The sequence below is a fragment of the Clavibacter sp. VKM Ac-2872 genome (assembly GCF_015351105.1).
In the GTDB taxonomy this organism is placed as follows: Bacteria; Actinomycetota; Actinomycetes; order Actinomycetales; family Microbacteriaceae; genus Clavibacter.
In genome coordinates this window covers 1,624,050-1,637,690 of record NZ_JADKRR010000001.1, presented here as the reverse complement: position 1 = coordinate 1,637,690, position 13,641 = coordinate 1,624,050, and the positions used below count along the sequence as shown (strand labels likewise).

11 protein-coding genes are annotated in these 13,641 nt (G+C 73.6%); 7 read left to right on the top strand and 4 right to left on the bottom strand.

The features are described 5' to 3' along the window. Positions 1 to 106 precede the first annotated feature (106 nt). The gene (locus ITJ40_RS07765; RefSeq protein ID WP_194666488.1) at positions 107 to 838 is read left to right on the top strand and encodes an SOS response-associated peptidase; all 732 of its coding nucleotides are present in this window, start codon (positions 107 to 109) and stop codon (positions 836 to 838) included. Between the two features lie 38 nt (positions 839 to 876). Beyond that, positions 877 to 1,974 carry an App1 family protein gene (locus tag ITJ40_RS07760; protein WP_370532014.1) on the top strand — a complete coding sequence of 366 codons (1,098 nt, stop codon included), beginning with the start codon at positions 877 to 879 and terminating at the stop codon, positions 1,972 to 1,974. Between the two features lie 60 nt (positions 1,975 to 2,034). Here ITJ40_RS07760 and ITJ40_RS07755 read toward each other — a convergent pair whose 3' ends face one another. Further along, the gene (locus ITJ40_RS07755) at positions 2,035 to 2,901 is read right to left on the bottom strand and encodes an aldo/keto reductase (RefSeq protein WP_194666487.1); all 867 of its coding nucleotides are present in this window, start codon (positions 2,899 to 2,901) and stop codon (positions 2,035 to 2,037) included. A 254-nt stretch (positions 2,902 to 3,155) separates the two neighbouring features. Here ITJ40_RS07755 and ITJ40_RS07750 point away from each other — a divergent pair, with 254 nt between their 5' ends. Both ITJ40_RS07750 and pnuC read left to right on the top strand, forming a co-directional pair. Further along, positions 3,156 to 3,479, top strand: coding sequence for a DUF6504 family protein (locus ITJ40_RS07750; protein ID WP_194666486.1), 324 nt, complete (start codon positions 3,156 to 3,158; stop codon positions 3,477 to 3,479). Positions 3,480 to 3,628: 149 nt separating this feature from the next. After that, on the top strand, positions 3,629 to 4,327 hold the full coding sequence (gene pnuC / locus ITJ40_RS07745) for a nicotinamide riboside transporter PnuC (RefSeq protein WP_194666485.1): 699 nt from the start codon (positions 3,629 to 3,631) through the stop codon (positions 4,325 to 4,327). 50 nt (positions 4,328 to 4,377) lie between these two features. Here the strand turns inward: pnuC and ITJ40_RS07740 are convergent, their stop codons facing one another. The 3 genes from ITJ40_RS07740 to ITJ40_RS07730 all read right to left on the bottom strand — a co-directional run bounded on the left by ITJ40_RS07740 (position 4,378) and on the right by ITJ40_RS07730 (position 7,970). Further along, the gene (locus ITJ40_RS07740; RefSeq protein ID WP_194666484.1) at positions 4,378 to 5,658 is read right to left on the bottom strand and encodes an LCP family protein; all 1,281 of its coding nucleotides are present in this window, start codon (positions 5,656 to 5,658) and stop codon (positions 4,378 to 4,380) included. Positions 5,659 to 5,766: 108 nt separating this feature from the next. Beyond that, positions 5,767 to 6,516, bottom strand: a complete 750-nt coding sequence (locus ITJ40_RS07735) for a dienelactone hydrolase family protein (protein WP_194666483.1) — start codon at positions 6,514 to 6,516, stop codon at positions 5,767 to 5,769. A gap of 86 nt (positions 6,517 to 6,602) precedes the next feature. Next, positions 6,603 to 7,970, bottom strand: a complete 1,368-nt coding sequence (locus tag ITJ40_RS07730; RefSeq protein ID WP_194666482.1) for a glucose-6-phosphate dehydrogenase — start codon at positions 7,968 to 7,970, stop codon at positions 6,603 to 6,605. Between the two features lie 114 nt (positions 7,971 to 8,084). On the opposite strand from ITJ40_RS07730, the gene ITJ40_RS07725 reads away from it, so the two are divergent. The 3 genes from ITJ40_RS07725 to ITJ40_RS07715 are packed head-to-tail and all read left to right on the top strand — an operon-like array spanning position 8,085 to position 13,556. Continuing rightward, positions 8,085 to 11,525 (top strand): DNA polymerase III subunit alpha, encoded by a 3,441-nt coding sequence (locus ITJ40_RS07725; RefSeq protein ID WP_194666481.1) that lies wholly within the window; start codon positions 8,085 to 8,087, stop codon positions 11,523 to 11,525. Positions 11,526 to 11,580: 55 nt separating this feature from the next. Then, positions 11,581 to 12,627, top strand: a complete 1,047-nt coding sequence (locus tag ITJ40_RS07720) for an FUSC family protein (RefSeq protein ID WP_194666480.1) — start codon at positions 11,581 to 11,583, stop codon at positions 12,625 to 12,627. Next, positions 12,624 to 13,556, top strand: coding sequence for an alpha/beta hydrolase (locus ITJ40_RS07715; RefSeq protein WP_194666479.1), 933 nt, complete (start codon positions 12,624 to 12,626; stop codon positions 13,554 to 13,556). Before ITJ40_RS07720 ends, ITJ40_RS07715 begins: the two co-directional genes overlap by 4 nt. Positions 13,557 to 13,641 lie beyond the last annotated feature (85 nt).

The following is a 13,641-nucleotide window of genomic DNA, read 5'->3' as shown; positions in this document are numbered from 1 at the left end:
GGTCGGCCCCTGTCGCCACTTCGTAACAAATGGGCGTTCCGCGGACAGCCCCCTGATGCCGCGCGCGGGTCGGTCGGCGTCGGACGCGTCCGCCAGGATGGAGGGCATGACGCGCATCCTCGCCAGGTCCACGACCGCCGACGACCTGGTCGGGCTGCTCGACGTGGATCACGCGGGCGAGGCCGTCCCCGGCCCGTCCTGGCGCATCGTCCCCGGCCAGCGCGTGGCGGTCCTCGTCGACACGCTGCCGCGTCGCGCGGAGGGCGACACCGAGGACCAGGTGCCCGTGCGGCGCCTCGAGTCCGCCAGGTGGGGCCTCGTGCCCGCGGGCTCCGCGGGGCCGGACCAGGGTCCGCCGCTCGCCGAGGTCCCGGCCGAGCAGCTCGCCTCCCGGCCGGAGCTGCTGCAGGCCCTCGTGTCCCGGCGCGCGGCCGTCCCCGTGTCGGGCTACTACGAGCACCACGAGACCGACGACGGCCTGCGCACCCCTTACCTCGTCGGCGCGGGCGCGGGCACCGTCCTGCTCGCCGCGCTGTACGGGTGGTGGCGCGATCCGTCGCGCGGCGCCGACGATCCCGCCCGCTGGGTCCTCAGCTGCGCCGTGCTCACCCGGCCGGCAGCCGGCACGGTGGAGGCGCTGGCGGAGCGCATGCCCGTCGTGCTCTCCCCCGACGTCGTCGAGGAGTGGCTCGATCCCACGGCGGAGGGCTCCCCCGACCTGCTGCGGGCCGTCGCTGCGCAGGCGGAGGACGTGATCGAGGAGCTGGCGATGGACGAGGTCGGCCCCGGCATCGACGAGGACGCGCCCGACACGGCGGAGCTCGCCCGGCCGGTGTGACGACCGGCCGCCTCCCCCGGGTCTGGTTGACTGTGCCCGTGGCCCCCTCCTCGAAGAAGAAGAAGCACGCGACCCGCACGCTCCTCGAGTCACCGGCCGCCGCACCCGTGCTGCACCGGGCGGCGCGCATCGAGGACCGCATCCACGAGATCCGCGAGGGACGTGCCCGCAAGCGCGGGCTGACGCCCACTGTCATCCCCTACGCCGGCTACGGATCCGTGCGCTGGGTCCGCGTCCTCTGCCGCGTCCTCCTCACCGACCCGAAGAGCAAGCGCGCGCTGGCCGGCGACAAGGTGGTCCGCGGCTGGCGGAGCTTCACGAGCGTCCCGCTCACCGACGTCGACGTGGTCGTCGAGATCGACGGCACCGAGCACCACGTGCGGGCCGACCGCGGCGGCGTGGTCGACCAGGTCGTGGAGGCGAGCCTGCCGAGCGGCTGGCACACGATCCGCATCCGGTCCGAGGGGTCCGAGACCGTCGAGGCGCCCGTGTTCATCGTGGGCGACGACGTGCGCACCGGGATCCTCAGCGACGTCGACGACACCGTCATGGTCACCGCGCTCCCCCGGCCGTTCCTCGCCGCCTGGAACACGTTCGTGCTCGACGAGCACGCGCGCACGCCCACGCCGGGCATGGCGGTGCTCTACGAGCGGCTGCGCGTGCGGCACGCCGGCGCGCCCGTCCTCTACCTCTCGACCGGGGCATGGAACGTGGCGCCCACGCTCTCGAGGTTCCTGTCGCGGAACCTGTACCCGCCGGGCCCGATCCTCCTCACCGACTGGGGCCCCACCGTCGACCGCTGGTTCCGCAGCGGCATGGAGCACAAGCGGCTGAACCTCCGGCGGCTCGCGGAGGAGTTCCCGCGGGTGAAGTGGATCCTCGCGGGCGACGACGGCCAGCACGACGAGCTGCTCTACGGCGAGTTCGCGGAGCAGCACCCCGACAACGTGAAGGTCGTGCTCATCCGTCAGCTCAGCGCGGGCGAGGCCGTGCTCGCGGGCGGCCGGGCCAAGGCCGAGAAGCGCGCGCTCGACAGCTCGATCCCGTGGGTCTACGCCCCGGACGGCGCGAGCCTCCTCGCGCAGCTCGACGACCTCGGGCTCGCGGACGACTCGGGCACCCGGATCGGCACCTAGCGCACGGCGCACGAGGGCCCCGCAGGAGATCTCCTGCGGGGCCCTCGTCGTGCGGGTGGATCAGACGGCGTCGGTGAGCGCCTGGAACTCGTCGTCGGTGAGCTCGATGCCCGCCGCGGCGATGTTGTCCTCCACGTGCCCGACCGACTTGGTGCCGGGGATCGGCAGCATGACGGGCGAGCGGCGCAGGAGCCACGCGAGCGCGAGCTGCGAGGCGCGCGCGTCGTGCTGCTTCGCGAGGGCGTCGAGCGGGCCGCCGTCCTTCGCGAGCTCGCCGGTCGCGAGCGGGAACCACGGGATGAAGGCCAGGCCCTCGGCCTCGGCGTAGTCGAGCAGCGGCTCGGCGTCGCGCTTGGCGAGGTTGAAGAGGTTCTGCACGGAGACGATCTCGGCGATCTCGCGCGCGGCCTTCACGTCGTCGACGGACACCTCGGACAGGCCGATGTGGCGGATCTTGCCCTCGGACTGCAGCTCCGTGAGCACGCCGATCTGGTCGGCGAGCGGCACGGCGGGGTCGATGCGGTGCAGCTGGTAGAGGTCGATGCGCTCGAGGCCGAGGTGGCGCAGGCTCAGCTCGGCCTGCTGGCGCAGGTACTCGGGGCGGCCGACGGGGCGCCAGTCTCCGGGGCCGGGGCGCGTGAGCCCGCCCTTGGTCGCGATGACGACGTCGTCGGCGTACGGGTGGAGGGCCTCCTTGAGGAGCTCCTCGGCCACGAACGGGCCGTAGGAGTCGGCCGTGTCGAAGAACGTGACGCCGAGCTCAGCGGCGCGGCGGATGACGCGCACGGCCTCGGCCGGGTCCTCGGGGGCGCCCCAGACGCCCTCGCCGGTCAGCTGCATGGTGCCGTAGCCGAGCCGGACGACGGGCAGGTCGCCGCCGATGGTGAACGTGCCGGATGCGCCGGCCGCGGTGGTGGTGTCGGTCATGTGGACCCTCCTCGGGTGTCGATGACGAGGGGGCGTCTGCCGCCCTCGGGACCCTGGTGCCAACGCGCCGACCCGCCGATCCATGCCCGATGCGCGCGACGAGGACGAGACCCTCAGGCTCCGGTCGAGGGTGAGGTGGATCCGCCCGCTCCCCTCGTGGATGTCGGCGGGCGTTCCTACACTCGGATCAGACGTTCGAACATCCGTTCGAACGCGGGAGCGCGGCCGGCGCGACGGGCGAGAGGAGCGGCACCATGCGGATCGACGAGGACGTGGAGGTCGAGCTCTCGGGCGACGGATCGCCGCTGCGGTTCACCTGGCGGGGCGTGGTCTACGGGGTGGTGAGCTCGCCCGAGCGGTGGATCGCGCGCGTCGACTGGTGGCAGCGCACGGGGCGCGCGCCCCGCGGCGCGAGCGCCCACCTGCTGGAGCTGCGGATGTGGCGCGTCGAGGCCGTGCCGCTCACCACGGGCGCGCGCCGGGTCGACGGCTCGTTCGACCTGAGCGTCGACGCGCGCGGCCGCTGGTCGCTCGTCACCGCGTCGGACGAGGAGCTCGACACGCGCCTGTTCGCCTGAGGCCGCCTCCTCGCCGGGTGCCGGGCGGGCAGGGGCATGGCCGAGGGGCCGGGGAATAGCCGGGGGCGTCCGCGCCTTCACCCCATCGGCGCCGCGCACGGCGTCCCGCACGCAGGTCACCCGGACCGCGGCGCACGGAGGGAACCCGCATGGCGGCACTCGAGTGGCTGTTCGACGCGCAGCTCCGCATCGGCGACCAGACCATCCTCTGGCGCGAGATCGTCGGCAACCTCTTCGGCCTCGCCAGCGCGCTCGGCGGCATGCGCCGCAAGGTGTGGGCATGGCCCGTCGGCATCGTGGGCAACGTGCTCCTCTTCACCGTCTTCCTCGGCGCGGTCTTCGGCACGCCGAACCCCGTGAACCTGCTCGGCCAGGCCGGCCGCCAGGTCATGTTCATCGCCGTGTCGGTCTACGGCTGGTACCGCTGGCAGCAGGCGAGGCACGGCGGCGCGCCCGTCGTGCCGCAGTGGGCGTCGGGACGCGAGCGGATCCTGCTCGTGGTCGCGCTCGTCGGCGGCACCGCGATCCTCACCCCCGTCTTCCGCGCGCTCGGCTCCTACGAGCCCGTCTGGGCCGACGCCTGGATCTTCGTCGGCTCGCTCCTCGCCACCTACGGCATGGCCAAGGGCTGGGTCGAGTTCTGGCTGGTCTGGGTCGCCGTCGACCTCGTCGGCGTGCCGCTGCTGGTGAGCGCCGGCTACTACGCGTCCGCCTTCATGTACGTCTTCTACGGCGCGTTCACGCTCACGGGCTTCTTCGTCTGGATGCGCGCCCGCGGCAGCGGCGCCCCCGCGGTCGAGACGGTCTTCCCGGATCCGCGGATCGTCGAGGCCCCCGCCGAGCGCTGACCGCGGCCCGCTGACGCACGGTGTCGGCGTGCGGCCCCGGTGCCGTGCGCCTAGCGGCCCCGCCCGTTCGAGCAGGTCGCCTGCGCCGCGGTCTGCCCCGTGATGCTCTCGTCGAGCACCTCGGAGGTCGGCGCGGGGGCGGACGTCGCGCCGTCGGTCGGCGCCGTGCCGTCGGCGGGCGCGGTCGGATCCACGGGTGGCGTCGTCGCGGTGCCGTCCGCCGGCACGCTGCCCGACTCGTCGGTCGTCGCCTTCTCGCCGAGCGTGAAGTCCGCGTCCGAGGCGAGGAGGCCGACGAGCTGCTGCGCCGCCGCGTCGTCCGGCTGCACGCGGCCGTTGGCGAGCACCGTGCCCGGGTACTGGAGGAACACGACGTCGTCGAGCGGGATGTCCTTGAACGTGAGCGCGACCGAGACGAGCGTGTCGAGATCGGCGAGCGACGTGGACAGCTGCATGTTGTCGACCACGGCGCGCGCGATGCCGTAGAGCTTCGCCGGGTTGGTGAGCGTGTCCGCGCTCTTGATGGTGCGCACGAGCGCGCTGAGGAACACCTGCTGGTTGCCGATGCGGGAGATGTCGCTGGCGTCGCCGACGCCGTAGCGGGTGCGGAGGAACTGCACGGCCTCCTTGCCCTGGAGCGGGTGGATGCCCGGATCCAGCGAGAGGTCGGTCTTCTTGTCGTAGATCCCGTTGGCCACGCACACCTCGACCCCGCCGACGGCGTTGGACATCTCGACCACGCCGTTGAACTGCACGACGCCGCCGTACGGGATGTCGAGCCCGGTGAGCCCCTCGACCATCCGGACGGTGCACTCGAACCCGCCGCGCGACAGCGACTCGTTGAGCTGCGCGCGCGAGCTGGCGGGGTACTTCGTACCGTCGGAGCCCTCGCACTCGGGGATCGGCACGAGCATGTCGCGCGGGAACGAGATCACCGTCGCGCGGCTGCTGTCCTGGCTGATGTGGAGCAGCATCGTCACGTCGTTGAGGCTGGCCGTGCCCACGTCCTTCGCGGCGCCGTAGCCGTCGCCCTGGCCGGCCCGGCTGTCGCTGCCGACGATGAGGATGTTGGCACCGCCGTCGATGCCGCCGAGCGAGGGCGGCAGGCTCTGGCCGCCCGAGATGTCGACCGTGTTGTCGGCGACGGTGCGGGAGAGGTCCCAGGCGGCGATGCCCACGACCGAGAGCGTGCTCACGAGGGCGACCGCCACGGTCATGCCGACGCCCTTCATCACGGCGCGTCCGGCGCTCGGGGTCCGGAGGCGGCCGTGTCGCGCGATGCCGCGGACGCGAGCGCGGTCGGCGCGGGTCCTCTGGGGGGCGTGCTGCATGGCTGGATCTCTCGTCGCCGGGCGGGGAGCGCCGGGCAGGGGCACCCGGATCCTCCACAGGGTAGCCGAGGCCGGTGGAGAATCCCGTCGGCGCGCAGGGTCGATGCGCTAGGCGCCCGGACGCTCCTGGTCGCGCAGGTGGGTGTCCAGGAAGGCGTCGATCCGGCGCCATGCGTCGGCAGCCGATGCGGGCTCCGGCCCCATGCCCACCGCGCGCAGCACCGGGCGGAGCGGACGGGGACCCATCTCGGCGTCGTTGAGGAAGGAGTGCCCGGCGGCCGGGTACTCCCGCACGTCGTGGTCGATGCCGTGCGCCACGAGGGCGGCCTCGAGCCGGTCGGCGGATCCCACGAGCTGGCGATCGCGTCCGCCGTAGCTCGCGACGATCGGGCAGGCGCCCTCGAGCACGCCGTCGAGGTCGTCGGGGAGCATGCCGTAGTTGACGCTCGACGCGTCGAAGCCGCGGGTGGCCGCCGCGAGGGCGAATCCGCCGCCCATGCAGAAGCCGATGACGCCCACGCGGCCCGTGCAGTCGGCGCGGGCGAGGAGCGCGCGCCGGGCGGACTCGACGTCGACGAAGGCGCGGCCCTCCCCGGCGGCCAGCGTGCGGAAGGTCGCGACCAGGCAGCGGCGCGCGCCGCCGGCCGAGAAGAGGTCCGGCATGAGCGCCAGGAAGCCGGCCTCGGCGAGCCGCTCGGCCTGGCGGCGCATGACGTCGGTGACGCCGAACGCCTCGTGCACCACCACGACCGCGGGCCAGGGCCCCTCGCCGTCCGGCACCGCCAGCACGCCGTGCAGCCCCGGTGACGCCCCGGGCGAGGCGGCGGGCAGGGGGATCTCGGTGAGGATCACGGGCATGCCCTCACGCTAGGACGCGACGAGGGCGCCGCCGCCGGGAGGCGACGACGCCCAGGGAGCCGTCATGCGGCGGGCGGCGCGGGTGGTCAGCGCCAGGCGGTGGGCCCCGCGGATCCGGCGCGGTACTCGGCCATGGGCACGCGGTCGCCCTTCCAGGCGCGCATGACCGGCGCGACGATGCGCCAGCAGCGCTCGGCCACGTCGCCGCGGACCGAGAGGCGCGGGTCGCCCGCGAGGATCCCGTCGAGGACCTCGCCGTACGGGGTGAGCTCGGGCTCGGCGAACTCCGCGCGGAACGTGGACTGCGTGAGCGTGAAGGGCTCGCCCGTGCCGTCCATCGTGACCTCGAGCGAGATGCCGTCGGGCTTGAGGTCGATGACGAGGCGGTCCGGCCGCGCCGAGCCGTGCAGGCCACGCGGCAGGTGCGCCACGGGCTTGAAGGTGACGATGATGCGCTTGGACGCCTCCTTGAGGGCCTTGCCCGAGCGGAGGCGGAACGGGACGCCCGCCCAGCGCGCGTTCGCGACGCCGAACGTGACCTCGGCCAGCGTCTCCGTCTCGTTGGCCGGATCCACCCCCTCCTCCTTCGCGTACGCGGGGATGCGGGTGCCGTCGATCGTCGCGCCCGTGTAGCGGGCGCGACGGCTGTGGGCGATGGGGTCGTTGTCCCACACCTCGGTGGCGCGGAGGACCGAGGCGATGTTCGAACGCAGGTCGTCCGGGTCGATGCTCGCGGGCGGCTCCATCGCGAAGACCGCGAGCACCTGCAGCAGGTGGCTCTGGATCATGTCGACGAGCGCGCCCGACTTGTCGTAGTAGGCGGCGCGGCCCTCGAGCGCGAGCGTCTCGTCGTAGAGGATCTCGACCTTCTCGATGTCCTTCGCGCTCCACACCGACTCGAAGAAGCGGTTGGCGAAGCGCAGCGACACGAGGTTGAGCACGGTGGAGAGCCCGAGGAAGTGGTCGGTGCGGTGGATGCGGTCCTCCGGCACGAGCTTCAGCAGCTGGCGGTTGAGCTGCGCGGCGCTGCGGCTGTTCGACCCGAACGGCTTCTCGAGCGCCAGCGTGGTGCCCTCCGGCAGGTCGAGCTTCGCCAGCTGCTCGCACACGGCGATGGAGATGGCCGGCGGGAGCGCGAAGTACAGGGCCGGCGCGCCCTCGCACGCGTCGAGGATGCGCTTCAGGTCGTCGAGATCCGTGGGGTCGGCCTGGATGTACTTCGTGGACGAGACGATGCCCGCCGCGCGGCGTCCCGTGGCGTCCACCGAGTCGAACGCGGTCTTGACCGTCTTCGTCCACTCCTGGGGCGTCCGCTCGCTCCGGCCGGTGCCGATGAGCTGGATCCGCCGCCCCCGATCGCTCGCCACGAGGCTGCCGAGACCGGGCAGGAGGAGGCGTTCCGTGAGGTCGCCGCTGGCGCCGAGGATGACGAGGGTGGAGGGTTCGCTGGTCATCCTCCGAGACTACGGGTCGCGGCTGCCGGGCAGCCGACCTACACTGGGCGAGTCGAACATCCGTTCGAAGATCGCGCCCGGGGAGGACGCGGGCGGACATCGAGGGAGGTGCGCGTGAGCTTCACCCACCTGCACGTCGCGTCCGCCTTCTCCGCCCACTTCGGCACCTCGGCGCCCGAGGCGCTCGTCGACCGGGTCGCGTCCGAGGGCGCGTCGGCCGCGGCCATCACCGACCGGGACGGGCTGTACGGCGCCGTCCGCCACATCCGCCGCTCCCTCGCCGCCGGGGTCTCCCCCGTCGTCGGGGCGGAGCTCGGGCTCACGGGCGAGCCCCCGGGCCGGATCACGGTGCTCGCGCACGGCGGCACGCGGGGCCAGGGCTGGGCGGCGCTCAGCCGGCTCATCAGCGCGAGCCACGGTCGGGGCACGGCGCGGAGCACCGCCCGGAGCGCCCAGGCCGGCATCGCGCGCACCCGGCCGCCCGCGTTCCTCCTCGGCGAGGAGGGCCCGGTCGGCACCGTCATGCTCGGGCCCGACTCGGACGTGGGCCACGCCGTCGCGGCGGGCGACCACGCCCTCGCATCCCGCCACCTGGCCGAGTGGGCCCGGCTCCTGCCCGGCGCGATCGTCGTCGAGGTGGTCTGCCACTTCACGGAGCCCGGCGAGTCCGCCAGCCTCCGCCACGCCGCCCGCATGCTCGAGCTCGCCGACGCCCACCGCGTCCCCGCGGTGCTCACCAACGCCGTGCGCTACCTCGAGCCCGACGACGCGCTCACGGGCGACGTGCTCGACTCCGCGGCCACGCTCCGGCCCCTGGGGTCGTTCCGCCCGCAGCCCAACGGCCAGGCCTGGCTCAAGACCCCGGCCGAGATGCAGGAGATCGCGCGGGAGGTCGCGGGCGCGTCGTCGCTCGACCGTCGCGCCGGCGAGGCCCTGCTGCGCGCCACCGAGGAGCTCGCCGACCGCTGCCGGCTGGATCCCGACGCCGACCTCGCCTGGCGGAAGCCGAAGCTGCCGGAGAAGGAGGTCATCGGGATCACGGGCGATCCGGACGAGGCGCTCTGGCGGAAGGCCGAGGCCGGCGTCACCGAGCGGTTCGGGCACGTCGACGAGGCCATGCGGCAGCGCGTGCTCGCCCGCATGCGCACGGAGCTGACGACCATCACGGGCTTCGGCTTCGCCACCTACTTCCTCACGGTCGCCGACGTGTGCGCGCTCATGCGCGACATGGGCGTGCGCAACCAGGCGCGGGGATCCGGCGCGGGCAGCCTCGTCAACTACCTGCTGCGCATCTCCAACGTCGACCCGCTCGAGCACGACCTGCTGTTCGAGCGCTTCCTCGGCAAGGTGCGCTCGACGCTGCCGGACATCGACATCGACGTGGAGTCGGCCAGGCGGCACGAGGTGTACCACCGCGTGTTCGAGAAGTACGGCAGCAACCGGGTCACCCTGCTGTCGATGCAGAACACCTACCGGGCGCGCGGCGCCGCGCGCGACGCGGGGCTCGCGCTCGACCTCGACGAGCAGCAGGTCGACTTCATCGCCAAGAACATCTGGCGCTTCAACGCGCGCGAGTTCCGGGCGGTGCTCGAGACGAAGCCCGAGCTCAAGCCCATCGCCGACCTCGTGCGCGACGATCCCAGCATCGACCTGCTGGTCGACCTCACGGAGCGGCTCGACCGGCTCCCCCGGCACATCTCCATGCACCCGTGCGGCGTGATCCTCGGCGACTCCGACCTGCTCAGCACGAGCCCCGTGCAGCCGAGCGGCATGGGCCTGCCCATGAGCCAGTTCGACAAGGACGACATCGACGACATGGGGCTGCTCAAGCTCGACATCCTCGGCGTGCGGATGCAGAGCACCATGGCGTACGCGCTGGACGAGATCCACCGCGTCCACGGCACGCGCTCGGCGGTCGCGGGAGGCATCCCGGTGGACGCGCGCTACGTGCACCGCGACGGGCGCATCGAGCTGGACGAGATCCCGCACGACGACGAGGAGACCTTCCAGGCCATCCGCACCACGCACACGCTCGGCATGTTCCAGATCGAGTCGCCCGGGCAGCGCGAGCTCATCGGCAAGATGCAGCCGGACGTCTACGAGGACCTCATCGCCGACATCTCGCTGTTCCGGCCGGGCCCCATGAAGGGGAACATGGTCGCGCCGTTCCTCGACACGAAGCACGGCATCACCCGGCCCGACTACCTGCACCCCCGGTTCGCACCGTTCCTCGCGTCCACGTTCGGCGTCGTCATCTACCACGAGCAGGTCATCCGGATCTTCGCGGACTGCATGCAGGTCTCCCTCGCGGAGGCCGACGAGCTGCGCCGCAACATGGAGCGGATGGACACCGTGGTCGAGCAGGCGTTCCGGGAGCGCACGTCCGCGCACGTCGACGGGCGCACGGGCCGGCGCCCCTTCTCGGATGCCGACGTCGAGCGCATCTGGAAGGCGCTGAAGGGCTTCGGCTCGTTCGGGTTCTGCAAGGCGCACGGCGCCGCGTTCGCGCTGCCCACCTGGCAGAGCGCGTGGTTGAAGACGCACTACCCGGCGGAGTTCCTCGCGGGGATCCTCACGCACGACCCCGGCATGTACCCCAAGCGGCTGCTCCTCACGGAGGCCCGTCGCATGGGGGTGCCCGTGCTGCCGCTCGACGTGAACCGGTCGACCGGCGTCTACCGGGTGGAGCGCGTCGCGGGCGAGGAGACGACCGGGCGCACGCGCATCGGCGAGCTGGGGATCCGGCTGTCGCTGCAGGACGTGCACGGCATGAGCCAGGCGGAGCTGGAGCGCATCGAGCGGGGCCAGCCCTACGACTCCATCAGCGACTTCTACGCGAAGGCGCAGCCGTCGCGCGCGCTGCTGGAGCGGCTCGCCGCGGTGGGCGCGCTCGACTCGCTCGCGACGTCCGCCGAGGACTCCGCCTCCCGCGGGGCCGCGTCGCGCGGCGACGTCATGGCGTACGCGCGGCGGCTCACGGCGCGCGCGGCCCGGCCCGCGGATCCGGCCGGCCAGCTCCCGCTCTTCGTCGACGACCGCGACCTCATCCCGCGCGGCTCCCCCGACCCCGACGGGCGCGCGCGGGTCGCCACCGAGCTCGACATCCTGCAGATGGAGGTCACCGACCACGTGCTGGAGAGCTACCGGCCGATGCTCGACGAGCTCGGCGTGATCCCGGCGAGCCAGCTGCTCGAGGTGCGCAGCGGCTCCGAGGTGGTGGTCGCGGGGATCCGCATCGCCACGCAGACCCCGCCCATGCGCAGCGGCAAGCGCGTGGTCTTCATCAGCCTCGACGACGGCACGGGCTGCTCCGACTCCACCTTCTTCGACGAGGCCCAGCAGAAGGCCGGGCCCATGCTCTTCGGCACGCGGCTGCTCGTCATCCGGGGGCGCACCCGGCGCACCGGCGAGCGCGGCGTCTCCATCCAGGCGGAGGACGCGTGGGACCTCAAGGAGATGTGGGCGCGCTGGCAGGACGCCAGGCGGCAGGGCGGCGGGGACGACGGCGGGGCCGACGGCATGGGCGGGATGGACGACGCGGCCGAGGTGGCCTGAGGCCGCCAGCCCGCGGGATGATGGACGCACCCGAGACGGAAGCCCGAGGCCGCACGTGCGCATCACCACGACCGTCCGCACCACCACGCGGATCCCGTTCGTCCAGGTGGTCAAGACCTCGGTCGCCGCCATCATCGCCTGGTTCGTGTGCATCGCCCTGCTGCCCGCGCAGCTGCCCATCTTCGCGACCATCGCGGCGCTGCTCGTGGTGCAGCCGAGCATCAACCAGACCTTCGGCAAGGCGGTCGAGCGCAGCCTCGGCGTGATCACGGGGGTGCTGCTCGCGCTCGGGCTCGGCCTCGCGCTCGGCACGTCGAGCGGCGTGGTGCTGCTCGCGGTCGTCGTCGCCGTCCTGGTGGGCTGGGTCTTCCGGCTGACGCCCGGGTCGAGCACGCAGATCCCCATCAGCGCCATGCTCGTGCTCGCCATCGGCCAGCTCTCGCCCGTCTACGCGGTCGACCGCATCGTGGAGACGATCCTCGGCGCGGCCATCGGCGTGGTCGTCAACATCGCGATCGCGCCGCCCGTGCTGCACGAGGCGAGCCGCCGCGCGGTCCTCGGCCTCGCGGGCGACTGCGCCGCGGCCCTCGACCGGCTGGCGGGCGCGCTCGCGGAGCCCGTCGACCGCGAGGAGCTCGATCGCATGCTCGCCCGCGCGCGCGAGCTCCGGCCGCGGCACACGAAGGCCGTCGCCGAGGTCGACCGGGGGCTCGAGAGCCTCACGCTCAACCCCCTCCGGCGGCGGCACCGGGCGCTGCTCGAGGCCGACCGGGAGCTGCTCGCGACGCTCACCGTGCTCGTGAACCGCGTGGTCGGCATGACGCGCGCCGTGCACGACCGCTACGACCCGGCGCTCGGTGAGGAGCCCGTCGTCCGCGGGATCGCGACCGAGCTGACGCGCGCCGCCCACGACGTGCGGCTCCTCGCCGAGCACGCGCTGCCGGATGACGGCCGCTCGGGCGGCGCCGACCCGCGGGAGGAGCCCGCGCTCACCGCGCCGCTCGTGGTGCTGCAGCCGAGCGAGGAGCACTGGATCCTCATCGGCTCGCTTCTGGAGGACATCCGCCGCATCCGCTCGGAGATCATCGGCGGCGCCGAGTGAGCCGGCCCCTGCCCGGCTACAGCCCGCTCGAGCTCGACGCCGACCCGCGCGCGTCCGGCCTCGTGCGGGGCAGCACGCGCACCGGGCTCGGCGTCGTGCGGCACCACCACGTGCAGGTGCGCGGGTCGGACACCGCGACGGTGCTCCTGCACGGGGCCGCCGGATCCTGGACCACCTGGACGCCGCTGATCCGCACCGCGCGCGACGCCGGCGTCCCGTTCGCCGACGTGGTCGCGATCGACCTGCCCGGCTGGGGCGGCTCGGAGCTCGACGCGACCGACGAGGAGGCGACGGTGGACGCCATCGCCGACGCCGTCCGCGCCGTGGTCGACGGCCTCGGCTACGCGCGCTGGCGGCTCGTCGGGCACTCGATGGGCGGCTTCATCGCGCTGCACCTGGCCGCGCGCGACCCCGACCGCGCCGTCTCCGTCGAGCTGGTCTCGCCCACGACGTACTCGGTCATCGCGAGCGTCGCGCACCCCGTGCGGGAGTTCCGCCTCATCCCCGGCTTCACGATGATGCTCGGCGTGATGCGCGCCATGCGCCGGCTCGGCCGCCCCGGCACCGCGCTCATCCGCGGCGTCGGCCGCATCCGGCTCATGCGGCCGATCGCCCTCCCGCTCTTCGCGCACGGCTGGCGCGTGCGCCGGTCGGTCGTCGACGCCATCGCGACCGAGGCGCGGCCCCGGGCGTTCTCCCTCGCCGCGGAGGTCACGCGGGGCTACGACGCCGACGGTCTCTGGGCGCGCATCGCCTGCCCGGTCGTGGCGGTGCGCGGCGACGACGACGTGTTCGTCTCCCGCGACGACCTCGACCTGTTGGCGCGCGCGGTGCCCGCCTTCCGGTCCGCGGTGATCCGCGACGCCGGCCACTTCGCGCACGTCGAGCGCCCGGCCGAGACGATGCGCGCGCTCGGCCGCCTCGCCTGAGACCCCGCGAGCTCGGGTCCGCGCGGGACCGGCGACGGGCGCGAGGGACGGCGCGCTGGGGAGAGGGCCCACGGGCCGCCGCCGC